Here is a 22581-nt window from a genome sequence, read left to right as displayed (position 1 = left end):
ATGACAATTGAAACCAACTTCCTGGAAAAAATGTCCAAAACCAATCTTGATAATATTGAGAACATGGATTTTGTACTGAGTCTGGATATCCTGAATGGCTGTATCCATTCCTGTGAAGGCTGTTATGTCCGGAAGGTTCGAGATGTAAATAATTGGGAAGAGGCCCTGGAGAGAGCTTATACCATTGCTAAAGGCCTGGCCGGCGAAGGGCTTCGCTTTCGCGAAATCATTCTTGCCCCCACTGAGTTCTTTAGTGCTCACAATACAAAAGAAGTGCTGCTTCATCCGACATTTCAAAAACTCCTGCAGCTAAACGAGAAGACGCGTATCACGGCCGCTTGTGTGTTTGATAATCTCAATCGCGAACACTTTAAGGAGCTGTTTAGCATTCTGGATAACAATGAGCTCTTCCGGGAAAAAATGATTTTGGAATTTCTCGTCCCGCTTAACACAAAAAAGATGCTCGCTAAAGAGACCAAATATATGGAGGACAACAAGTGGGCGTTGGACTACTTCAAAAACCACTCTCCTAAAATCATCGATTGGTCTTATGTAGTGAATATTCACAACAATGAACTTCTGAAAGAAAACTATATGGAAGTGATTGAAACTATTAAGAGTGAATTCAACACCATTCTGGAATTTAATCCTGGGTTCTTCCGCAGTCAGAACAATACCTTAATTGATAAGAATCTTTCTTACTGGAAAGGGTTCTTGCAGGATATTCTGGAGAAGAACGATTATCGTAATATCTATCTCACCAACATTGATAAGCACCACAATACCAGCAATACCATCTGCTTAAATCTCATTGAAAATGATGTTTATTTCAGTCCGTTCATTTATGAGCAGATCATCGATACTCATAATGTATTTAAACTTGAGGCGATGGATGCTCATTCCATCATGAATCAGCACATTGAACTTCAAACGAAGGGCTTTGCTTATGCTGACAAAACTACTGAATGCTCAGATTGTCAGTACCTCACTGCCTGCGTAGGAAGAAAGGTCTTAAACTACATGCAAAACAAGGGAATTAAGAACTGTTTATTCCCTCGTAAGTTTAAAGATCTAAACTAAGCCATGATTCTCAGCCTCAACCCGACCTATTATTGTAATTTTAGGAACGGCAAATGTGCTGAGACCTGCTACCTCACGAGTTCTCAGTTGAGTGATCCAAAAATTTTGGACGTAAAGGACATATCTGCCAGAGTTACGGAGCTAGAGCAACAAGCCCAACTGGAACATATCGATCTCTACGGAGGGGAAATCACCATTCTCCCAATTGATTATCAGTACGAATTACTGGGATATCTCGCGGGCCTCAGTTGTTCTCTTAATCTGGTGACCAATTTATCCAATGTAAATTCGCCATTTATACACCATCGGGGGAACGATTTTACTCTTTCAGTTAGTTGGGATTATAGGGCCCGGCAGGGACATGAGGCTATCTATGAAAAGATGAAAACCTTGAGCAGGGACTTCACTGTCCTCTCACTTGCATCTCCGGAGTTTATGACTTTTTCTCCTCTCGAAATACTGAAGATTTTGAATCAGCTCCCCTTTCTCAGTGCCTTTGAGATTAAGCCCTATAACCAGAATCAGGGTAATGCCTTAAAAATTTCTCACCGCGCCTATGAAAAGCTCATTCAAAGTTATGTGGAAATTTATCGGTCTCGTAGCTGGAACTTCAGCTTCACTAATCTTCACGAACTGCAAAATGCGATTGAAAAAAATCGCCGCAGCTGGAGTGATAATCACATATATCTGACCCCAGCCAATAGATGGGCCGTACTGGACTTTGATCAACAGGGACGTGAATACTTCTTACATTTACAGGATTTGAATGAATATCAGTCCTGGGCAAAAAATGAGAAAGCGACCTACACCATAGATCCTCACTGCCAAGAATGTCGCTTCCTGGGACATTGCCTTAGCGAACACTTAAAACCCATCAACGATTTTGAATCGACCAGTTGTAGCGGATTTAAAAATTTATTGGATTGGTTTGAAAAGAGTGCGAAGTAGGATTACTCCTACCCCGCACCTAGAGAATTAGTTGTTCTTTGGGAAAGGAGCTGGGCTTGTGTTGTAGCCGAACTCTTGAACCAGTTTTCTAACTGCACGGATCTGACGTTTCGGATCGTTATCAAGAACGCCGTCTACTGCAGGGATCAGGTTACCACTTCCATCATCCCAGAATGCTGGCATTGATGTGTATGGAAGGAACGACTGAGGATTTGTGATCCAAGCATCCATGAAAGCTGGACGTAGACGTTTCTTCGCATAGTGAAGGTTCGGAGCCTGAGGAGCATCGCTGTTGAAACCTAGAGTGTGGCATGTTGTACATGCTAGCTCGTTCCAGATTTTCTGAGCGGCCTCTTTCTCGCCTGGTTCCCATTCAACTGTTTGTGGAGCTTCAAATGTAGGCTGGTCAGAACCACCCTGGAAGCCAGTTACAAGTTTATTAAGTTCGTCATGCTTGAAGTTGAATGTTGGCATTCTTACTTTCACGTATGGACGAATTGGGTGAACGTTCTGAAGGAAGTCATACAACCAATCAGTTTGAACACGTAGACCTTCTTTCGTTAAGTAAGGAGGACCATAGTTCTGATCGTCGAAAGCTTCAGACAATTTACCGCCGATACCATCGATTTTGTGACAACCGTAACAGTTGTACTGGTTAGCAACTTTCATACCTTCGTAGTACTGCTTCTCACCAGCTGATAGACGTTTCATACCAGCAAGAGGAACTTTATCAGATACAAGACCAAGGATCACACCAACCATCGACTCAACTTCTTCATCAGTTAAGTAGAAGTTAGGCATACGGTTAAGGTCTTTAAACGGCTTAGGTACACCAACATCCCAGATACGCGGTGTTTTTAAGTGCTGAGTAATCCAGCCCTGACGTGTATGAGGAACTTGTTTCTGCTGACCGAAACCGAACTGCTCGATTGGTTTAGAACCTTCTTTTGTAAGTTCTGGACCGATCTGAGGAAGGTCACCTTCGAATCCATTGATGTTGTGACAAGAGTAACAGCCGTACTTGTTAATTGAACGGCGGCCAAGCTCCATTGTTCTTTCAGCATCAGATAGCTTCTCTAGTTTGCCTTTCGCAGCTTTAACAGTTTCGAAAGCTGAGAAGTAATCAACCAGGATTTCATCACGAACAGCTTTGTTGATTTCAGGGAACTGAAGATCAGCAAAACGTTGATTCTTAAGGCTCATTAAGTAAGTAGCAATATCATTTGCTTCACCGTCAGTTAGACGGAATGAAGGCATTGCCGTGTCTTCTTGGTAGTGGGATGGCTTCTTCAACCATGAAACTAGCCAGTCGCCATCTACTTTAGAACCTACACCAGTTAGGTAAGTTCCTTTCTTGGCGCCTACTGCGTTCCACTTATCGTCGATGCCTTCAACCATGTGACAGCCTACGCAACCGATAGTTTCGATAAGCTCTTTACCTTTTTCAGCGTTACCGGCCGAGAATTTCTGGAACGGCTTGTAGTCGCGAGAAGTTTGGTAAATGTATTCGGCCATAGCATTAACTTCGGCCATGTTCTTATTTCTGAACTCAGGAGTTGAGTTGTTTTCCTGGTTGAAGAAAGAAGGCATTTTCGACTTAGGATTGAAAGTCTTTGGAGACCAGATCCAGTTCTTAATGAATTCTTTCGAAAGTTTGCCAGAAACCTTTTGAAGAGAAGGACCTGGTTTTTTCAGGTGCTGCCATCCTTCGATTTTGTGACAAGCGTAACATCCGTAGTTCTCAACAAGCTGACGACCGTGGTTCAGTTTGTCTGCCATTGGAATACGTTCTTGTTCTTTGTGACACTTCATACACATACCTTCTGCGTATTGAAGTGGAACCATCGGCTGCGGAATCTTGTGTGGTTCATGCCAGTGGTATTTCTCTTTCCACTCTTTAGCTTGTTCAGCGTTCTGAGGGATGTGAGCAGGAGAATTGAAATCGTTTACACGGTCACCAACACCACCGTGACAAGAAGTACAACCGAAGTCCTTGATTGGGTGAGCAGAGCTTACGCCAACAGCAAGTGAATCAACTTTCGGGTGAGTCTTATATGGGTTCGCTTGATCTTCGTAACCTGGCTTATCAATGAATACGTGACAAGTAGTACAACGGTCGATCTTAGGAACTTGTTGGAAATAGAAATCGTTAGTCGCTTTTTGAATTACGAACTGACGAATTTTAATAGTTGGATCTAGGTAATCGATGAAAGGAGCGTTACGAAGGGCCCAAATTGGATTCTTTTCCGTAGATGCCATTGCCTGAAGCATTCTTTCTTTATCACCAACCATGTTCTTAAGTTCTTTCTCGGCCGCAGTTTTGTTGGCCATAATAGCTTTAAGTTCATCGTTAGCAGCAGCTTCTTGAGCTTGAAGAGCTTTAAGGTGGTCTTTCCCTTCAATTTCTTTTTTCTTCGAATCGTCGAATTTAACTTTAAGTTTCTTCGCGTCTTCTGGATGGTTCTCCATCATCGCGTGTTCATACTTAAACTGAAGCTCAGCAGCTTTTGATCCGTTCACACCGTTTACCATGTTTTGAACGTAGATTTCGCGCTGGATTCCAGTGATCTTTTCGTTAATCTTAGAGATTTGCTCTTCGTGAGAAGCAACACCTTTTTCAGCTTCAGCAATTTTCGCCTTAATTTCTTTCAGCTTATTGCCATCAATAGATCCATCGATCTCTTTGATTTTTTCCTGAATCTTTTGTTTTTCGATATCAAGAGCTTTAACTTGTACAGCTTTCCATGGACGGATGTAGTCATCAAAAACCATCCAAATCACAACTAAGAGGAAAACTACGGAAACAACAGCAAAGACCTTATTCAGGACTTTAGTGTCATATGCCATTCCAGGTTCACGTTTCATTTAGAGCTACCTTATATAATAACGATTAGAGGTTTAATTCAAATTCTGGCATTGCCACGATGTACTTCAGAGTAAAGAACCAACGAAGGTACATTTTCAGTGGAAGTAGGGCCATACCAAGAAGTAAGAACACCATTAAGTAGTAACGGATAGCACCCATACGAGGCAGGTACTTGTATCCCCACTTCTTAGTGATAAATGGAACCGAGGCCACGCAATATAGTCCCATGAAGATGATCCCTACGATTTCGCGAAGGAAGATGTTCTTAGGGAGACCAACGTTAAGCATCTTGATCCAGAAGTATTCAGATAAGTTAACGTTGTTTTCGGCCACAACTTTGTGGAAGTCCCAGTACTCAAACGGACCATAGAACGTCCAGTTTGGACCACGAAGGAACGTACCTACTTGAATGAGGTAAACCCAAAGAGCAAGCCATCCAAAAAGGAAGCCCGCGATGGCGAATTTTCTCTCTTTAAAAGTGTAGTAACCGTTTCCTTTCGGGTTGATATCGATGAAAGGAATTGCGATTAGACCAACGATAATGAAACCAGGAAGTACCACACCGGCCATCCATGGATCGAAGTATACAAGCATTTCTTGTAGACCAAGGAAGTACCAAGGAGCTTTCGCTGGGTTTGGTGCCCAAGTTGGGTTGGCCGGTTCTTCTAGAGGAGCTTTGAAGAAAATCGCCCACACAATGAGGAAGATCGTACAAAGGATACCGCAGAAAAGTTCTGTATAAACAAGGTTAGGCCATGCCCAAACTTTTTCACGGTTCTCAGGAGTACCTTCAATCGGTTGTTCACCGGCAGCGATTCGTAGATCGTTTTGGTGACCTCTATATAATGCATACCAGGTAGACCAGAAAACCAGACCATTCAGGATAATGATAGGAATGTTATCTGGAAGTGAAATTACTGAGAAGAATACCGGATCTGTTACCATCCATCCGAAGATGGCCAGTACGCCGATAAGTAGAGCAAGTCCGAACTTCTTCGTCCCAACGATATCCATTCTCTTCATTGCAAGAACGAAAAGAATGATAAACAAAGTAAACGAGTAAAGAGGATCGGAAAGGTAGTTAATCGCTGCCTTAATCATATATTTCCTATTCTTTCTTTATAGTGGAGCTGAAATTCCGCCGTCTTTACGTACGCGCCAGAAGTGGACTGCAATCAGGATTGCAACAACTAGTGGAATGAATACGCAGTGGAGAATGTAGAAACGAAGCAATGCTGCTTCACCTACGAAACGACCACCAAGAAGTTGGAAACGAACGTCGTTTTTATCAGAAACCATAACGAAGTCACCGATCTTAGCAAGGGCGGCACCTGGACCACCGTGACCTGCGAACGGAGTTGCTTTCGCCATGTTCGAACCTACGGTAATCGCCCAAATAGCAAGCTGATCCCAAGGAAGAAGGTATCCTGTGAACGACAGAAGCATTGTAAGAATAAGAAGAACTACACCCACACCCCAGTTGAACTCGCGAGGTGGTTTGTATGAACCAGTCATGAATACACGGAACATGTGAATCCAAACAGTAATTACCATTAAGTGGGCGCCCCAACGGTGAAGCTCACGCATGATCCCTAGAGGTACGTGTTCGCGAAGACCGATGATATCTGTGAATGCGTATTCAGCAGTTGGACGGTAATAGAACATAAGAAGTACACCAGTCACTGTTAGTGCCAGGAACACGAAAAATGTAAGACCACCCATACACCAAGTGTAACCAAGCTGAACGCCTGATTTTTTCAACTTGATTGGGTGAAGATGTAGGAACACGTTACCAGCAACAACAGCGGCTCTGTTACGAGCGTTGTTTGGTGGACCGTGACGGAAAATCGCTTTCCAGACTTGGGTATTAGCAACTTTTTTAGCAAAACCTTCAGACATATATATCCTCTACTAATTAGACATCAATGTAAGCGCCGTCGTTGTTCCATTCGCCTTTCTCGTAACGGAAAACTTTTGTCTTATCGACGATGATTTTCCCTTCAGGATTGCGAAGAATTTTAAAACGCTCTAGCGGACGTGGGGCCGGACCTTCGAAGTTAATACCATTCGGGTAGTAACCAGATCCGTGACATGGACATTTGAATTTTGATTCAGCTGGAAGCCAAGTTGGAATACAACCAAGGTGAGTACAGATGTTCGACATCGCTACGAGGCGACCATCTTTTTTATAGATCCAAACACCGAATCCGTTTTTCCAACGCTCGTCTACACCTTCAGCGTAATCATCAGGGAAACCAGCAATGAAATCCATCGCGGGTTCAAACACAACGTTTGGATAAAGAAATCTAAAGATTAAACTCGCCATACCTGCGGTAGCAGCACCGAATGTGATCCATCCAACAGCTAAGAAGCTGAAGAACTCGCGGCGGTTAAGACTGGTTTTGGTCTCTTCACTCATGAGAGATTCTCCGGAAATAAAAAAATCTAGGCCAAAAATTTGGCGCTAGAAATGGGGGCTATTTGTTTTCACCCATTATGGGTGTAAACTTCTAATTTTTCAATACTTTTAGAACCTGTTTTGCTTTTGTCGTGACCTTCACGTTTGTGTCGTCTTGTTCGACTTTTTCAACCAGTTTCGACAATTCATTCCATTTGGATTTTTCCAAATTTTCCAAAACGTTTACTTTCAGACCTTCAACTTGGGCACCGTTTAGTTCCCCGGCCTGCGCCACGTCATATCTTAAGTTAAGGATCTCTTCTAACACCGGGATTGCGTCCGCTGATTTGTACTGGATCAAAACAATTGCTGCTGAGTATCGAAGTGTTTTTTCAGCAGAATTGATTAGCGAAAGCGCCTTTTCTTGCGTGGTTGGGCGATTGTGCGCCGCCATCGTCAACAAGGCCACTTGCTTCATACCGGCATCTTCGTTTTCATTGAACAATGCTTCAACTTTGTCCCACTCGATCGCCGAGCCTTGAGACATATTCCCAACGGACACAACCGCGTTAAAGCGAACCTGAGGATCAGGATCAGATAACGCAGCATTTAAAACATTTAATGAAAGAGGATTGTTTAGACTGCCGAGTGCCAGCACAACAAAATTTCTTGTACGAGCATCAACCGACTCTTTATACACGCGACCAAGGTTTTCAATCACCCAAGGCATATCTTCGGCCGGGATTTTCTGAGAGGCCAAAAACTTCGACAACTCATAGGCAGCAACCCAACGGTTACCAAACGTCTTAGAGTTCATCTCTTCAACAAGGTCTCGGTGGTTCTTTCCAGTAGAAAGCATCTTGGTCACGCCAAAAATAATTAGCGCACCAACAAGAACGATGGCGATAGGTACAGCGATACCCGAAAGAGGCGAACTCTCGAGCATTTTTTTTGCAGGAGCTTGGTTGCCCTGATTTTGTTCGGACATTTGATTTCCTTATGACGAAAAAGGCGGTAAATGTACGGGGGAAATTAACAAAATGAAGCTCAAATTGGAAGTCTAATGGCCTATCTTCTGCGTTTTTTATTAGTGATTATGGTTCTCGGGATTGCCCTCACTGCGAGTGTGGCCCTGGGTTGGATCAATATTGATTTTGGTCATATTCAATTGGCCATTCCAACCTTCATGTATGTGATTTTTATTCAAGCTTTCGTGATGTTCTATTTCATTGGAGTGGCCAGATTAGTTGAGAATGTTTGGAACGCCTTAAACAGTGAGGCCAATCTCTCAGAATTATTTGATGAACCACCAATGGATCTTGAGCCTTATAAAAAGAAAGTGGCCCGTTATGTTCATGAGTCACAACTTTGTAAGCGACAAACTATTCCTTGGACCATGTTAATGCTGATCCTTGGAACAATTGCATTTCTTCTTGGTGGAGCACACGATACTGGTCTTGTGACGAAGGTCGTACACTCTGGTGTTGCCTATGGCTTTATTGCCGCCATGTTGATTGGGTTTGTTCGCCAGTGGATCTACTTAGGTAAAAGCCATAAATTGTTGGGCGAAATGAAGGCCCTTTTCGGTATCTCTCGCGACGCTATGTAATTGATTTTTCAAGATTATTAGGGGGCCATATATAGATGTAAGCCTCGCCCCCTATTCTTCCGATAAAATAAGCATATGAAAAAGCTTATTTTAACTCTCCTCCTACTCTCCACTCATGCCTGGTCTGCTGATGAAATCAAAGAAATCAGCGATGATGAATTAAACAAGAAACTTATCTCAACGATTAAAGACTTCGAAGTTGAAGGTGCTCTTGAAGGCTCTGCTGAGTTCAAAGATTGTAAGGAACAAAATAAGTTCGATGCATCTCTAAGCCCCACACAAAAAGAATCAAATGCTCAAAAGGCAGTTGATTGTATTAAAGAAAAACTCTCAAAGAAAAAAAATGCTGATGAGTTGGCAAAACTCTCAGATGCGCTTGGACTGCAGTCCTATGGACTTGTTGGTTCAAAATCTACCAAAGACATCACTGAGTACTTTGGTAACAAGATGTACAAGGCGCTGACGGGTGTAGATCGCGACGAAAAAGATTATAAGAAAATGGCCGAAGCGATGAAGTTCAAAAATCGCAAGATGGTGGATCAGAAAGTTTTCATTCAGCTTTATCGAACACAGTTGATGAAGAACAGTATGTTTGAAGTTTCGCGTTTTTGTTTTGAGAACTTTCGTCAGGCCGATACTGAGGGTAAAGAAGTTAGTTCTACTGGGAAGAGCTTTGGGGAATACTGGATTGGATTTTTCAATAAACATCCCGCTCCTGACCAGAGTGCATCTGAAACTGACAAAGCCGCTTACGCTAAACTATTCACAGACACTGGCTCAAAGGGTTTTGGAACTTTTTCTGATACTGGCTCTAAAGAGGCCATCTACCAGAATATTTTTCAAAGTCTGGATGTAAACCAGCCCGACAAGTTCAAAATCGTTGAGACTTTCTTCATGAACTGTGCCATGCAGATTGTTCCGCTTTGTAAAATATTTGAAGCAGATCCTAAAAACGAAAAGACCGGTGCTAATGCCTGTCTGGCGAAAGACAAAACTCAAAAATACCGTAAGGCCATTGCTGATGCTAAAAAAATCATTGAAGGCATGGAAAAAAATATGGACGGAAGTAGTTCGGGGATGAAAGTTGCGGATGTTACTTTCTATGATCCAACTGCCGAAGGAGAGAACTCTATCGACAGCCTTACAAACTATACTTCGGCTGATTTCGTAGGCGATGGCTCTCCGAAAGATTCTCAATTAACTAAGAAACAAGATGAGTGTGCTCAAAATCCAGAAAACTCTGGTTGCGAAGATTTCATTGTAGTGGATGATTCATTGGCAAAAGTAGAACATACGATGGACATGGATCTTCGAATGAAAAAAGAAGTCGAGATCGCCCGCGTGAAAGCACTAGTCGCGGACGATAAAAAGAAACTCGAAGAATACCTCACTGAAAATGGATATTTGGATCTATTAGAGAAATTAAAGAAGGACCCAAATCTGAATATTGAAAAAGAGATTGGGAACGTCTACGAGGCACGCCGAGAGGCCGCTCTGGCAGAGCTTAAAAATAAAATGGGTAGCCGCCAGATGACTGCGGACCAGGCAAAAGAAGGAAATAAAAAAGCAGATGCCATCAAGGCCAACGTTCAAGAATCAAAAGAAGAACGCACTCGCCTCGCTCAAGTCGTCATGTTTAATAACATCATTACGGGTTACATCGGACTATCGAATAAGAAAGGCGAAACTCTCGGACGAAACATCAACGTGCTTAAAAAAGAAACTCAAGGTTTAGAAACTGCCAATGTCGACAGTTCTCTATTTGAAAATCTCAAGACCAGCGTAGATGGCGAATCAACTGTAAAAGGTGGATTGTTTGAAGATGCTGTGATCCTCGACAATATTTTAGGGAAATCCGGAAACTAGATCGACTTCACCCAAATAAAAACTCGGTTCTTACCGGCCTGATCTCCTCCTTGTGAGCGACTTTCAAAGATCGTGGCCTCACCAAGTGTGGATACTTTTGTCATGAAATCTTTGAGGTTATTCGAAGGCACCATAAGGTTGAAATAAAGCCCGCCAGGAATCTGCATCCCGGGTCTTACGTTATCCACTTGAGCAATGCCGAATTTCTTCATTAAAGGTAAAATCTTGTTTCTGATGGCTGCTGGTTCAACTGAGGCCATCAGGATTCGATAGGCCTTCTTATTTGAAGCGGCGTATGCGCTGTCGCGGTAGCCACCCTTTGACTTCTCTTCGTATTCAGACTGCTCGGTTTCGGCTTCACCAAAACTCTTGGGAACATTTTCCACAGAATCTAGAACTACCACATCTGACTCTGGATCATAACGAGAACCAAGACGTTCATCTGTGAATACTTGTTGGGCCTCGATTCTTTCGAGTTCTTCTAGTTCTTTATTTGAAAGATCGATCTGCTGTTTCGCCAGAAGATCTTGTTCCTGGTAGGAAAGCGTTTTATCGAGCCAGAAGAAGTTTGGCTCAAAAAGCGTGATCTTGTTCACAAGATTATTTTCATACCATTTGTTGAAATTCTTAAGAGCGAAAACGATCACACTTAAAATCAAAAGCAGGATGATCACTTCCTGGAAGAAGCGAAGTTGCTTTCGGAAAGCGGTCTTCTTTTTGAAGTTTTCGAAGTCAACTTTAAGCGACAGCATGTCCTTACGAAGCTCTTTCACGAGATTTGGCCAATCTGGATAAAGAGTGACTTCCATATGGGCCAGGATATCGTCTTCAAAAGTTCCTTTATTCCTTGCCTCAGCACCTAATACTGGTTCCAGATCTTCGAACTTTAAAAAGAGGTTTTTTGAACTAACGTTACTAATTTGGAAGTTCTCGTTGATGTAATCTTCAAACGCGGGATAAACCTTGATCAGGTGATCACGAAGAACAGTAGAGATATATTTTTCTTGAAGATCGAATTGAAATGCGATTTCACGAACTGAGCGACCTTGGTGAATAAAAGAAAAGACCACGAATTTTTCAAACAGCCAGTTTAACCATGAAATCAAAGGGCCCGATTTAGCGATTCTTTTGGCGTAATTAAATCTGTCCGCCAGCTCTAAAGGCTCAATCTTATCTTTAAAGAAAGAGTCCCAGAAACCACTAAAAGAATCCGCGTAACGGCCTTCCCAAGCGATAGAGTTGATATCGAGGTCTAACCAGTTCTTAAAATGTTCAAAATCAGTTCGTACTAATGTCATATTCTTTTAATAAGTAGAGCAATTCCCTGCCCGCCACCAATGCATGCAGAAGAAATACCATAGTTTTTGTGAAGATGCTGGAGCTGGCGCGCCAGAGTCAGAGTAATTTTTAATCCAGTGGCACCCAATGGATGTCCAAGAGCGACCGCTCCTCCCCAAATATTAAGTTTATCAGGAGAGATCTCAAGTGCCTTACGGCAAGCAATCACCTGAGGAGCAAAGGCCTCGTTGATTTCAAAAAGATCAATATCAGTGATTTTCAAATTTTGTTTTTTAAGAAGATTTTGAATCGCAGGTACCGGGCCAATGCCCATCTTAGACGGATCTACCCCGACGACTTCACCGGCGATAATTTCAGCGATGGGTTTTAGATTATGTTTTTTTACATACTCTTCACTCGCCACAATCATGGCGCAAGCACCATCAACAATTCCTGAGGCCGAGCCTGCTGTAACAGTTCCGTCCTTTTTGAAAGTTGGTTTTAACTTCTGCATTTCACCCAGTAATACATCTTCACGCAGATGCTCATCTTTTGAGCAATCCACACGATCAAATTTAACGGGGGCCAATTCCGGTTGAATTAAACCCGCTGCGTATGCCTGGTTGGCCTTTTGATGTGATTCGAAAGCATAGGCATCAGACTCTTCTTTCGTAACGGTATATTCGTGAGCAAGATTTTCTGCGGTCTGACCCATCGGCATATTGGCGTGCTTATCATAGAGCGTATCAAGAAGGAGGTCCTTACTTCCAAGTCCACCATACTTCGTTCCGAAACGAGCTCCATAAGTAAGATGAGGAACCATACTCATATTTTCAGCCCCGGCCACTAAAACGGCATTGGCCTCTTGAGTTCTGATTAAACGAGAAGCATCGATTAAGCTTTGAATGCCTGAACCACATAAACGGTTGATCACAATACCCGGAGATTCAACCTTCATCCCGCTTTTAAGACCCAAGTGGCGACCGGCATATAAGGTGTCTGGAGTTGAAGGGATCACATTGGCAAAGATTACTTGATCAAGAGACTCAGGTGAAAGTTTGGTCTCTTCAAGCAGGGCCATTGTAGCAATTACTGCTAGTTCCACCGGAGTTACATTGCTCAAGGAGCCGCCGAACTTCCCAAATGGAGTTCGTTTTCCCTGAACTATGAAAACTTTCCCTGGATGGTTACCCATCATTTTTTGCCTGCCTTGTGAGGGAGCTTATACCAGTATGATAATGAATAATGCCATGAAAGGCATTAGCTTTCATAACAAGGAAAAGTTGTCTATGTCAGATGGAGTAGCACAGGCCAAGGCCGCATCGACTAAAGAGATGATGCATAAACGTCAAACTTTCGAATTACGAAAGTTGGGCGACAACTATGAGAAAGAGCTAAAAGAAGTTCAAGAAAAGAATGAGAAGGAAGTGGCCAAGGTCAAAAAAGACTACGAGGTCCAACTCAATAAAGAAAAGACCGATGCTGAAGTAAAACTTACGAAAGTAAGAAATCAATATTCAAAGAGAATCGAAGAAGAAACTCAGCGATTTGAAAAACTGATGGCCGATTTAAAACAATCACAATCTGATCGTATTTCTGAACAACAGATGGGTAACGAGCAACAGATTGCAAATCAGGAAACAAAACACCGCGAGTACCTAGAGAAAGCTCGTCAGAAATTTGAACAAGAAAAAGCCAAGCTAGAAGAAGCGTAAGTTAGATATTTTGGTCCCCGACATCTCAATCCAGGAAGGAGAATAGATGAGTCAGAAGAATTCAGAAAATGGTGTTTATATTAACGGCAAGAGACAAGTGATCGAGCTTCTTCAAAAGATGGATTCTGCCGATAAAGCGCGCCTTCTAAAAAATCTCCGCACTCGTAACCCTGCTCTAGCAAAAGAACTTACTGAGTCTTGTATTTCATTTGAAAGCATCTGGGACTTGGACGATTCATGCTTAAAGACCGTAGTGTCTCAGGTTCAACCTGCTATCCTAGGACTTGCTCTTAGTTTAGTTCATGTAAAGAATCAGCGTCGTGCCCTATCACTTATTTCACGTGAGATGGCATTGAAGGCATTCGATATTATGCAAAAAGATCTGACAGGAAACCGCAATGAGTGTTTCCGTGCTCAGCAGAAGGTACTGGAGCTAGCTCTGAACCTTCACCGTAACCGCATAATTCAATTTTACTAAGATAATAATTTCTTGAATTCAACTTCGATGGCCGAAGTGAACTGATCTTCATCAATAATTGACGGATGAATGACTCGGTTTTCGGCTATCAAGTTTGATGTATTCTGAAAACGCAAGATCATCGTCGTCGCAAGTTCCGTTAGCCAATCCGGGCCCTTCTCCATGACAATCTGTAAATTATCCGCCGGTATTTCAATCAAATGGGCGTATTGAGGTACAACAGCGGAGTAAGTGTGATTCAGATCCTGAATAATGGCACTTTCCCCAATAATGTCCCCTTCCTTGGCCATAAAAACTGGAATCAAACGATCTTTAGAGGCCTTTAAACAGAGGACTTCACCGTTCTTAACCAGGTAAAGCTTAGAGGCAGGTGTGCCCTCTTTAAAGACAACGGAATGAGGTCCAAGAACGCTGTTATTTTCCATTCAGGAATTCCTTTTTGATTTTGCCTTCTAAAAGCGTACCAAAACGGAGTCCATATGTGGAAATAGTAATTTCTTTGACCAAAAGACGGTGGGCCAGGTGATAAACCAGGTGCAGGCCGCCGCGGATACTTTGAGAACGTTTTTGTAAGAACGGGAACTGCTCTAAAAACTGCTCAGGGTTTGAGTTTGAGTATTTCTTGAAGAGATTATCAATGTCTTCAACTTTAAGCTTTAGACCGTGAACCTCGTCCTCTTCGAACTCTTTTCTTTGAAGATGCATATTACCGAGAGAAGTCACGGTCCCCGCTACACAGAAAAGTTCTTTCGTTTGGAACTTATCAATTGAAGTACGGAAATCCAGGAATACCTTCTGAAGGTTCTGAACAAACAAATCATCATGAAGCCACTGAGTAGATCTCACGGCACCGATTGGCATACTAATTGTTTCCAGAATCTGGAAATTTTTAGTGTTAACTTTGATAAGCTCAGTTGAAGCACCACCAATGTCCATAATGGTGATGATTTCTGAATCAAATTTCGAGTCAAAGAGAATCCCTTTTGTTGAGAAATAGGCCTCTGCTTCGGCAGTAATAATATTGATATGAACTTTTAATTCATCTTCGATTTTCTGGAAAAACTCTGCTGCATTACCGGCCACACGTGCCGCTTCAGTTGCAGTGGCAATGATCTTCTCTCTTGGAACCCCGTGCTTATCACAGTCTTCCGCATAAGACTTAATCGCCTCATAAGTTGCCTTCATCGAATCCGCATGGAAGGCCTTGTTCTTGTCCAGGTCTTTACCAAGTTGCGTGATCTCGCTTCGCTTAGAAATCTCTTTTAGCTTTCCATTAGAAACGTCAGCAACTAAAAGGAGAACGCTGTTAGAACCAATATCGATTGAGGCACGAATGTCGCTCATCATGATTGCACCACTCTTACTAATTCACCGGGATTTTTAGGATTAATGAAACCTTTTTCGCAGATGATCCCTGTGATGAACTGATGATCAGTAACATCAAAACTTGGGTTCACAGCATTCGCTCCTTCCGGAGCAAGTTTAATACCTTTTAGTTCGGTAATTTCATTAATAGGACGCATTTCAATTTCAATATGTGAGCCGTCAGGGATGGTCACATCGAATGAACTCACCGGGGCCACAACATAAAAAGGAATGTTGTAGTGCTTAGCTACGATGGCAAGAGTTGATGTACCAACCTTGTTGGCCGTATCACCATTAGCAGCAATACGATCTGCACCCACGAAAATTGCGTCGACTTTATTATGAGAAAGAAGATACGAGGCCGCACCTTCAACTACAATGCTATATGGGATATTTTCTTTACTTAGTTCAAATGCAGTCAAACGAGTCCCTTGCATATAAGGACGAGTCTCATCTGCGTAAACGTATTCAACCTGGCCTTGAGAATTGGCGTAAGAAATTACACCAAGGGCAGTACCAAGACTGCCGCATGCAAGGAAGCCAGTATTACAATGAGTCATTAGACGCCATTTTTTATCTCCGACTTTCTTTTTCAGTTCTTCAAAACCAATTTTCGCCATGGCGGTATTTTTCTCATGACTCTCTTTAATTTGAAGGTCACCGAAGGCAACAAGCTTCTTATAAAGATCTTCCTTGCTTTGATTCTCAGCAAGGCCGTTTTTCATGATTTCAAAACAACGGTTCACTTCAAACGAAAGGTTTACAGCAGTTGGACGAGCACTAATCATTTCATCACAGGCATTTCTACAAGAAGCAACTGTTAGAGATGACTGGGCCTTCACCCACAGGGCCATGCCGTAAATAGCTGTGAAACCAATACAAGGAGCACCACGAACAATCATGTCTTTGATGGCAAGAGCACAGCCTTTCAGGTCCTTCACTTCAACAAACGTTTCCGTTTGTGGTAAAAGGCGCTGGTCTAAAAGTAATAGTGTGTCGTCTTTCCAGATAATCGGACGGTATGATTGGCTCATTTCTCTTCCTTCTTCCAATAAGGTGCCAAAACTTCTTTACGTACGGGCTTCCACTTTTTGTTTTTTGGATAGGCCAGAGTAACATAAGACTTATGTTTTGGTTGTGAACTTAAAGAACCCGTGATGTTAGCAGATTCATTTGTTTCTAACATTAAAGAATTCAACGTGATGACGTTATTCTTGTTGGAAACATTGATTGTTTGTTGTTTAGCAGTTCTACTGTCGATTTCGAATAAAGCTGCAGTTTGCTGAACAAAGTCAGGTACTGTGCCTTGAATTTCGGCCACATCTGAAGCGTTTAACTGCATTAGCCATTGGCCCGCTTCCCATTCGCCACTTAGCCAGCGACCTTCAACTTTTCCATTGATGATTGCCGTTTGAGCGCTAAAAAATGGCGCCAGGAATTTATACTGAGCTGCCCATGGGAATTTAGCAAAATGAATATCCAGAGCATTCTGAACACCCTTGTTAGAGTAATTCATATCAAAGGTATTGGTTTGATCAATCAGACGGGCCTGATAAAATTTATGATCAGGTGAGCGGCCGAACTGGAATTGACCATCAATGACTTTTTCCCCAAGGAGAGCTTTTTTATAGGAAATATTTGTCGTGTAAAAAGGTCCATCTGGTTCGTTAACCAAGGCGGAGAGAGATTTTACCGGGGCCAGGGCATGAGTCAAATCAAGTCCTGAGAAACCCAGCTCTTCCGTATACTGAGTAATGATGTTTTTCTTCATGTCCACCACGGAACGACGGAAGAAGCTGGCCTCGCCTTTTGGGGTAATAAAAGAAGTCTCCCAACGAGAGTCATCTAATCCAATTTGCCATTTACCATCTAGTTTTAATTCAGGAGAAAATTGAAACGGACCTTCGAAAGTGAGTTTCCCTTTGATGCTCGCTTGCTCTATATCAAATTGCTTTTGAAAATCAATTTTACCCTGTGCCTCACCTTCAAGTTTGGCCAGATACGGGTTCTTGATTTGATCATACATAAAATTGAAGTAGCTCATTGGAAGCTTGGTAAAATTCATTCCCAGCTTCAAAGAATCCTGGGTGGCATCAAGGCCACCTTCACCGATCATATCCTTCTCAATGAAAAGTTCTACCTTGGAATTGATGTCCAGGTTGCTCGGTTTGAAACTTGCTTTACCGTTGATAACAAGATCTTCAATTTGAAACTTGTCGTTATTATCAATGGTACGGAACTCACCACGGTAGTTGAGCTTCCACGAGGCAGGATCAGGAGTTACATCTCCAAAAAGCCAAAGATCAGAACGGAAGGCGTTGCTACCATGAGTGATTTCGATTGGGATATTAATCTCAAAAGCAGAATTCTTACCGTATTGAAACTCACGAACAAGTAATTTAGAAACTCGGAAATAACGACGTTCATTATGAATATCTTTAATCGAAATTTCTTTGGCCCTTAAGGTGTATCTTGCTTCAGTCAGGTAACTTGGAAGATTCACCGAGATCATATGTTTGGCGTGAGACGCACCATCACTTACACCCTTCATCTCGTGAGTCTCATGGTGATCGATGAAGATGTCTAGCTTTGAAAGATTGATCTGAGCGTTCCCGCGATTCATAAAAATGAGCCACCAAGGAACTTTCAATTCTACTTCCCCAATACTGCCTAATAGTTTGCCCGATCTTCTTAACTGAATGTTTTTAAGAGTTAGATTAAAATCCAAAGAGAAACCATAATCTATGGTTCCAACTTCCAGTTTCGTGTTTGGATAATTTTTCTGAACTTGCTCAGTTATAATCGCAATGAAAGTTTCAGGTTTGAGCTTTGAATAAGCGTTATAGAGAAGTCCTCCTACAATCATGAGAAGAACTAACCACGCAATCGCCAAAAACTTTAAAGAGATTCTCATTTATGCCTTTTGAAGTGGAGCAAATTTCACCATGAATTTCTTTCGTACTCCATCACGGAAAAGAATGGTGACTTTTTCATCTTGTCCCAGTCCTTCAGTATCTAAAACGGTTCCTTCCCCATAGAGGGCGTGAACAATTTTAGAACCTGACGGATAGTTTGAGAGATTCGCGACCGCCTTCTTCGTCTGATAGACTTTCTCTTTGTAGAAGACCTGATCATCAGAAGAATGATTAGATTGGTCCCAATCATCATATGATTGAGAGTAATTATCGAATTGGGCCTTCTTGGAACCAGTTTGAAAGAAGTCCCATCTGTAGTACTGCGCCGGAATCTCATGTAAGAACTGGCTTGGGCCATTAAATTTGATACTTCCCCACAAAAGTCTGCTTTGGGCGAAGGTAATTGTTAATTGTTTCATCGCTCGGGTCATCGCCACGTAGAAAAGACGACGCTCTTCTTCAAGTGCGACTGGACCCACTTCTAAACTCTTATAAGAAGGAAAAATATTTTCTTCAATTCCAATTAAGAATACGTAGGGATATTCAAGACCTTTAGAGCCGTGAACGGTCATGAGTGATACTTGATCAGTTGAACCATCTTCTGAAACAGTGGTATCAAGCGTGATGGTCTCAAGGAACTTCACCATATTTGGTTCATTCTCCGAGTCCTCAAACTGCTTAATGGCACTCATAAGTTCTTCTAAGTTCTCTAAGCGAGCTGCACCCTCGTAACTTTTGTCCGCGCGAAGAACTTCATAATAACCTGATTCATTTAAGAGTTTCTCATAGCTAAAGCTTGGAGAATGGTTCTGGGTCTCAAGGACCTGAACCTCTTGAATTAAATGAACGAGTTGATAAACTGCACTTTGAACTTTTCCAGAAAGAGAAAGATGTTTGAACTCCGCAGGAGACTCCACGATCTTTTCTAAAAGTTCAAATAATGAAAGCTGAAGGCGAACGGCCTCGTCTTCAAGTTTTCGAAGTGATGTAGCACCTACCCCACGAGCAGGAGTATTGATAATACGAGTGAGCGCCAGGGAGTCTTTTTTGTTCACCACTACACGCATATAAGAAATCATATCTTTGATCTCTTTACGGTCGTAGAACTTGATCCCTGCCACAACTCTGTATGGAAACTTTTCTTTTCTTAAAGCGTCCTCGATGGTTCTCGAGTGAGCGTTGTTTCGGTAGAAGACAGCAATATCTTTTAATGAAACGCCTTCTTGAACCAAATGCCTGATTTGCTGACCCACAAAGTCCGCTTCCGCTTTATCATCACGACATTCAACGATACGGATCTCTTCACCTTCATCATTGTCTGTCCACATCTGCTTACCTTTACGGGCAAGGTTTCGGGAAATAACTTCTGATGCGGCCTCAATGATCTTTTTCGAAGAACGGTAGTTTTGCTCAAGCTTAATGAGTTTTGCTTCCGGGAAAACTGATTCGTAATCCAGGATATTTCTAATATCAGCTCCACGCCAAGAATAGATGGACTGATCTTCATCACCTACTACGCACAGATTGCGGTGAGTTTGGCTTAATTGAAGAATCAGATCAAACTGGGCCCGGTTAGTATCTTGATACTCATCCACCAGAACGTATTTAAACTTCTGTTGATACTTTTGTAGTACTTCAGGATAAGAACGGAACAGATTTAAAACACCAGTAATTAGTCCACCAAAGTCCACGGCATTTGAACGATGAAGCTCAGCTTCGTACTCCATGAAAATATCAAAGAGACGCTTGTCTTCAGCATATTTCTCAACATCTGCATTGCGGGCAAGGCCCATGTAGTAACCAAGATTCTTTAGACCATCAATGAAGGCCGCCACCGTATACGGTGAAAGCTCTTTTTGATTGATCCCACGCTTAGTGAGAATTGCTTTGATAATGGATTGAGACTCACCGTCATCGTAGATGGTGAAGTTTTTACTTAGACCTAAGTAGGTCGCTTCCATGCGGAGAACCTTCGCACAAAAAGCGTGGAAGGTCGTTACCTGTAGAGTTCCAACATTCACCGAAGTATTGACCGCCAGACGCTCACGCATTTCACGAGCGGCCTTGTTCGAAAACGTTACTGCCAGGATTTGATATGGGCTGACACGCTTCTCTTCCAGTAAGTACTGAATTCGTGCTACCAGCGTTCTGGTTTTACCAGAACCTGCACCAGCAAGTATCATGACCGGTCCATCGGTCATGAGTACTGCTTGTCTTTGAGATTCGTTCAGAAAATCTAAATTCATTATTCTACCGTAACTGACTTCGCGAGGTTTCTTGGTTTATCAATGTCTGTGCCTTTAAGTTTGGCAATGTGATAAGCAAGGAACTGCAACGCCACGTTCACGTATAACGGGCTTAGGTTTGGAAGGCCGTTGAAATCAAGCGGGATATAAGCATCAGCAAGGTGCTCAATCTCTGGTGAATTCTTAGGACCAACAACAACCATGATTCCGCGACGAGCTTTAACTTCTTCAACGTTTGATACTGTCTTCTCAAGAAGCTCAGGACCGACCACTGCGATGTTTACGATGTTCTCATCGATCAGGGCGATCGGACCGTGTTTAAGTTCACCGGCCGCATAGCCTTCAGCATGAACGTAAGCGATCTCTTTAAGTTTAAGTGCACCTTCAAGAGCGATTGGGAAATACTTCCCACGGCCAGTGAAGATGAAGCCTTTCTTCGTATAAATTTTCTCTGCCACTTCTTTTAGTGAATCCGATTGAGCACAAAGTTCGCCAATGCGGTTTGAAAGAAGCTGGATCTCAGAGAACAGTTTTGGATCATCAAGAGTTCCTTCCATCGCACGGCTCATAAGATAACCAGTCAGAGCCTGAAGCGTGAAGGCCTTCGTAGAAGCAACACCGATTTCTACACCAGCGTGGATCAGGAAGTTTTTATCTGAGTTTCTGAAAAGAGTAGAACCTTCAGTGTTCACGATTGAGAAAGTCTCGATACCTTTTTCTTTACAAAGTTCCTGACAAGCAAGCGTGTCGGCAGTTTCACCTGATTGAGAAATGAAAAGACCTACTTCACCTTTGTTAAGAATGGGTTCGCGGTAACGGAACTCAGAAGCAATATCCACATCAGCGCGCTGACGGTTGATTTGTTCAAAGTAGTTCTTAATCACAAGACCCGCGTGCCAAGCAGTACCACAAGCAGTTAAGTGCCATGCCGGGGCCTTGAAACCTTTAAGTGAATCAAGCTCTTTTCTACCTTCGTTCTTGATGTAGAAAGCAGCAAGCTTATCCACAAGAGCTGGTTGCTCATGGATTTCTTTAAGCATGTAGTGCTCGTATGGACCTTTTGTTGTTGTGTCCATCGACATTGAGTTTGCTTGAAACTTATAACGGCTTGATGGAGTAAGATCTAGTTCATAGAAATTGATTGTTACATCATTTGCAGTAACAACACCTTCACAGATCACGCCGTCTTGGGGGAAATAAATTCTTGGAGCAAAGCCAACCAGTGCGAAAGGATCCGAAGATACGAATGCTTCACGATTGTCTTTGTTCTCTCCCACTACCAGTGGAGCTGAACGCTTGATGGCGTAAAGTTTATCACTTGCCTTCTCTGTGATTACGAAAGCTGAGTTACCAGTGATGAGGTTGAAAGCTTTTGAAATTGATTGAAGAGTGTTTCCGGTTTGTTTGTAAAATTTTGTTAACAAAACTAAGAACACTTCTGAATCGGTTTGAGATTTAAACTGAAAACCTTCAGCAATAAGATCTTTTTTAAGTGATGGAGCGTTTTCGATAATACCGTTGTGAACAACTGCGAAGATCTCATTTCCGTGTGGGTGAGCGTTGTCAGTGGTAACTGCACCGTGGGTGGCCCAACGAGTGTGACCGATACCTGTATTTGAAAAAGGCTTACTCTCATTTAAAAGTGCTTTTAAATTATCGAGCTTACCTTCTTTTTTAACGATTTGAAGTTCGTTGTTGATCTTGAGACAGATCCCGGCCGAATCGTATCCGCGATATTCAAGACGCGATAAACCTTCAATGATAGGACCCACAGAATTTTGTGGTCCGGAATAGCCTACGATTCCGCACATAAAATC

The 22581-nt window shown here is 42.4% G+C and carries 19 protein-coding genes; 6 read left to right on the top strand and 13 right to left on the bottom strand.

All coding sequences use genetic code 11. The annotated features are described in order from the left end of the window. Nucleotides 1-1080 (top strand): hypothetical protein, encoded by a 1080-nt coding sequence (locus tag SOO65_RS02565; RefSeq protein WP_321396469.1) that lies wholly within the window; start codon nucleotides 1-3, stop codon nucleotides 1078-1080. 3 nt (nucleotides 1081-1083) lie between these two features. Further along, nucleotides 1084-2028 carry a hypothetical protein gene (locus tag SOO65_RS02560; protein ID WP_321396464.1) on the top strand — a complete coding sequence of 315 codons (945 nt, stop codon included), beginning with the start codon at nucleotides 1084-1086 and terminating at the stop codon, nucleotides 2026-2028. Between the two features lie 27 nt (nucleotides 2029-2055). On the opposite strand, the gene SOO65_RS02555 is transcribed toward SOO65_RS02560, so the two are convergent. The 5 genes from SOO65_RS02555 to SOO65_RS02535 all read right to left on the bottom strand — a co-directional run bounded on the left by SOO65_RS02555 (nucleotide 2056) and on the right by SOO65_RS02535 (nucleotide 8280). Next, the gene (locus SOO65_RS02555; RefSeq protein ID WP_321396461.1) at nucleotides 2056-4893 is read right to left on the bottom strand and encodes a c-type cytochrome; all 2838 of its coding nucleotides are present in this window, start codon (nucleotides 4891-4893) and stop codon (nucleotides 2056-2058) included. A gap of 25 nt (nucleotides 4894-4918) precedes the next feature. Then, nucleotides 4919-5995 (bottom strand): cytochrome b family protein, encoded by a 1077-nt coding sequence (locus SOO65_RS02550; protein ID WP_321396456.1) that lies wholly within the window; start codon nucleotides 5993-5995, stop codon nucleotides 4919-4921. A gap of 18 nt (nucleotides 5996-6013) precedes the next feature. Next, the gene (locus tag SOO65_RS02545) at nucleotides 6014-6793 is read right to left on the bottom strand and encodes a cytochrome b N-terminal domain-containing protein (protein WP_321396453.1); all 780 of its coding nucleotides are present in this window, start codon (nucleotides 6791-6793) and stop codon (nucleotides 6014-6016) included. A 16-nt stretch (nucleotides 6794-6809) separates the two neighbouring features. After that, nucleotides 6810-7313, bottom strand: a complete 504-nt coding sequence (locus SOO65_RS02540) for a QcrA and Rieske domain-containing protein (protein ID WP_321396451.1) — start codon at nucleotides 7311-7313, stop codon at nucleotides 6810-6812. A gap of 91 nt (nucleotides 7314-7404) precedes the next feature. Then, complete coding sequence (locus tag SOO65_RS02535) at nucleotides 7405-8280, bottom strand: HEAT repeat domain-containing protein (RefSeq protein ID WP_321396448.1); 876 nt, start codon at nucleotides 8278-8280, stop codon at nucleotides 7405-7407. Between the two features lie 75 nt (nucleotides 8281-8355). Between SOO65_RS02535 and SOO65_RS02530 the strand changes: the two genes are divergently transcribed. Together SOO65_RS02530 and SOO65_RS02525 are read left to right on the top strand one after the other, a co-directional pair. Then, complete coding sequence (locus tag SOO65_RS02530; protein WP_321396446.1) at nucleotides 8356-8901, top strand: hypothetical protein; 546 nt, start codon at nucleotides 8356-8358, stop codon at nucleotides 8899-8901. A 75-nt stretch (nucleotides 8902-8976) separates the two neighbouring features. Next, nucleotides 8977-10767 carry a hypothetical protein gene (locus SOO65_RS02525; RefSeq protein WP_321396443.1) on the top strand — a complete coding sequence of 597 codons (1791 nt, stop codon included), beginning with the start codon at nucleotides 8977-8979 and terminating at the stop codon, nucleotides 10765-10767. On the opposite strand, the gene SOO65_RS02520 is transcribed toward SOO65_RS02525, so the two are convergent. Together SOO65_RS02520 and SOO65_RS02515 are read right to left on the bottom strand one after the other, a co-directional pair. Continuing rightward, on the bottom strand, nucleotides 10764-12065 hold the full coding sequence (locus SOO65_RS02520; RefSeq protein ID WP_321396440.1) for a hypothetical protein: 1302 nt from the start codon (nucleotides 12063-12065) through the stop codon (nucleotides 10764-10766). The two genes, SOO65_RS02525 and SOO65_RS02520, sit on opposite strands and share 4 nt — an antisense overlap. Continuing rightward, entirely contained in the window at nucleotides 12062-13243 is a 1182-nt protein-coding gene (locus SOO65_RS02515; protein ID WP_321396436.1) for a thiolase family protein, read from the bottom strand. Before SOO65_RS02515 ends, SOO65_RS02520 begins: the two co-directional genes overlap by 4 nt. 34 nt (nucleotides 13244-13277) lie before the next feature. Between SOO65_RS02515 and SOO65_RS02510 the strand changes: the two genes are divergently transcribed. Together SOO65_RS02510 and SOO65_RS02505 are read left to right on the top strand one after the other, a co-directional pair. Beyond that, complete coding sequence (locus SOO65_RS02510) at nucleotides 13278-13760, top strand: hypothetical protein (RefSeq protein WP_321396432.1); 483 nt, start codon at nucleotides 13278-13280, stop codon at nucleotides 13758-13760. Between the two features lie 46 nt (nucleotides 13761-13806). Next, nucleotides 13807-14238, top strand: a complete 432-nt coding sequence (locus SOO65_RS02505; RefSeq protein WP_321396429.1) for a FliG C-terminal domain-containing protein — start codon at nucleotides 13807-13809, stop codon at nucleotides 14236-14238. Here SOO65_RS02505 and SOO65_RS02500 read toward each other — a convergent pair. Genes SOO65_RS02500 through glmS form a run of 6 tightly spaced genes read right to left on the bottom strand, consistent with a single transcriptional unit; the run spans nucleotide 14235 to nucleotide 22575 of the window. Continuing rightward, the gene (locus SOO65_RS02500; protein WP_321396426.1) at nucleotides 14235-14663 is read right to left on the bottom strand and encodes a Crp/Fnr family transcriptional regulator; all 429 of its coding nucleotides are present in this window, start codon (nucleotides 14661-14663) and stop codon (nucleotides 14235-14237) included. The genes SOO65_RS02505 and SOO65_RS02500 overlap by 4 nt on opposite strands. Further along, entirely contained in the window at nucleotides 14653-15585 is a 933-nt protein-coding gene (locus tag SOO65_RS02495; RefSeq protein WP_321396422.1) for a Ppx/GppA phosphatase family protein, read from the bottom strand. The genes SOO65_RS02500 and SOO65_RS02495 overlap by 11 nt, the downstream gene beginning before the upstream one ends. Beyond that, nucleotides 15582-16637, bottom strand: a complete 1056-nt coding sequence (gene mtnA / locus SOO65_RS02490) for an S-methyl-5-thioribose-1-phosphate isomerase (RefSeq protein ID WP_321396419.1) — start codon at nucleotides 16635-16637, stop codon at nucleotides 15582-15584. Before mtnA ends, SOO65_RS02495 begins: the two co-directional genes overlap by 4 nt. After that, nucleotides 16634-18517, bottom strand: coding sequence for a hypothetical protein (locus SOO65_RS02485; RefSeq protein ID WP_321396415.1), 1884 nt, complete (start codon nucleotides 18515-18517; stop codon nucleotides 16634-16636). Before SOO65_RS02485 ends, mtnA begins: the two co-directional genes overlap by 4 nt. Continuing rightward, entirely contained in the window at nucleotides 18518-20764 is a 2247-nt protein-coding gene (locus tag SOO65_RS02480) for an ATP-dependent helicase (RefSeq protein WP_321396412.1), read from the bottom strand. Further along, the gene (gene glmS, locus SOO65_RS02475) at nucleotides 20764-22575 is read right to left on the bottom strand and encodes a glutamine--fructose-6-phosphate transaminase (isomerizing) (RefSeq protein ID WP_321396409.1); all 1812 of its coding nucleotides are present in this window, start codon (nucleotides 22573-22575) and stop codon (nucleotides 20764-20766) included. Before glmS ends, SOO65_RS02480 begins: the two co-directional genes overlap by 1 nt. Nucleotides 22576-22581: the final 6 nt, after the last annotated feature.

The organism is Peredibacter starrii (genome assembly GCF_034259205.1).
GTDB classification, from domain to species: Bacteria; Bdellovibrionota; Bacteriovoracia; order Bacteriovoracales; family Bacteriovoracaceae; genus Peredibacter; species Peredibacter starrii.
Note: the sequence above shows the minus strand (reverse complement) of the source record. Positions and strands in the feature narration are given on the sequence as shown.

Coding starts and splice junctions, on each gene's coding strand:
- SOO65_RS02560 (WP_321396464.1), top strand. CDS start 1,084: ATGATTCTCAGCCTCAACCCGACCTATTATTGTAATTTTAGGAACGGC.
- SOO65_RS02565 (WP_321396469.1), top strand. CDS start 1: ATGACAATTGAAACCAACTTCCTGGAAAAAATGTCCAAAACCAATCTT.
- SOO65_RS02485 (WP_321396415.1), bottom strand. CDS start 18,517: ATGAGAATCTCTTTAAAGTTTTTGGCGATTGCGTGGTTAGTTCTTCTC.
- SOO65_RS02510 (WP_321396432.1), top strand. CDS start 13,278: ATGATAATGAATAATGCCATGAAAGGCATTAGCTTTCATAACAAGGAA.
- SOO65_RS02495 (WP_321396422.1), bottom strand. CDS start 15,585: ATGATGAGCGACATTCGTGCCTCAATCGATATTGGTTCTAACAGCGTT.
- SOO65_RS02530 (WP_321396446.1), top strand. CDS start 8,356: ATGGCCTATCTTCTGCGTTTTTTATTAGTGATTATGGTTCTCGGGATT.
- SOO65_RS02500 (WP_321396426.1), bottom strand. CDS start 14,663: ATGGAAAATAACAGCGTTCTTGGACCTCATTCCGTTGTCTTTAAAGAG.
- SOO65_RS02525 (WP_321396443.1), top strand. CDS start 8,977: ATGAAAAAGCTTATTTTAACTCTCCTCCTACTCTCCACTCATGCCTGG.
- SOO65_RS02515 (WP_321396436.1), bottom strand. CDS start 13,243: ATGATGGGTAACCATCCAGGGAAAGTTTTCATAGTTCAGGGAAAACGA.
- SOO65_RS02520 (WP_321396440.1), bottom strand. CDS start 12,065: ATGACATTAGTACGAACTGATTTTGAACATTTTAAGAACTGGTTAGAC.
- SOO65_RS02480 (WP_321396412.1), bottom strand. CDS start 20,764: ATGAATTTAGATTTTCTGAACGAATCTCAAAGACAAGCAGTACTCATG.
- SOO65_RS02545 (WP_321396453.1), bottom strand. CDS start 6,793: ATGTCTGAAGGTTTTGCTAAAAAAGTTGCTAATACCCAAGTCTGGAAA.
- SOO65_RS02540 (WP_321396451.1), bottom strand. CDS start 7,313: ATGAGTGAAGAGACCAAAACCAGTCTTAACCGCCGCGAGTTCTTCAGC.
- SOO65_RS02505 (WP_321396429.1), top strand. CDS start 13,807: ATGAGTCAGAAGAATTCAGAAAATGGTGTTTATATTAACGGCAAGAGA.
- SOO65_RS02550 (WP_321396456.1), bottom strand. CDS start 5,995: ATGATTAAGGCAGCGATTAACTACCTTTCCGATCCTCTTTACTCGTTT.
- mtnA (WP_321396419.1), bottom strand. CDS start 16,637: ATGAGCCAATCATACCGTCCGATTATCTGGAAAGACGACACACTATTA.
- SOO65_RS02555 (WP_321396461.1), bottom strand. CDS start 4,893: ATGAAACGTGAACCTGGAATGGCATATGACACTAAAGTCCTGAATAAG.
- SOO65_RS02535 (WP_321396448.1), bottom strand. CDS start 8,280: ATGTCCGAACAAAATCAGGGCAACCAAGCTCCTGCAAAAAAAATGCTC.
- glmS (WP_321396409.1), bottom strand. CDS start 22,575: ATGTGCGGAATCGTAGGCTATTCCGGACCACAAAATTCTGTGGGTCCT.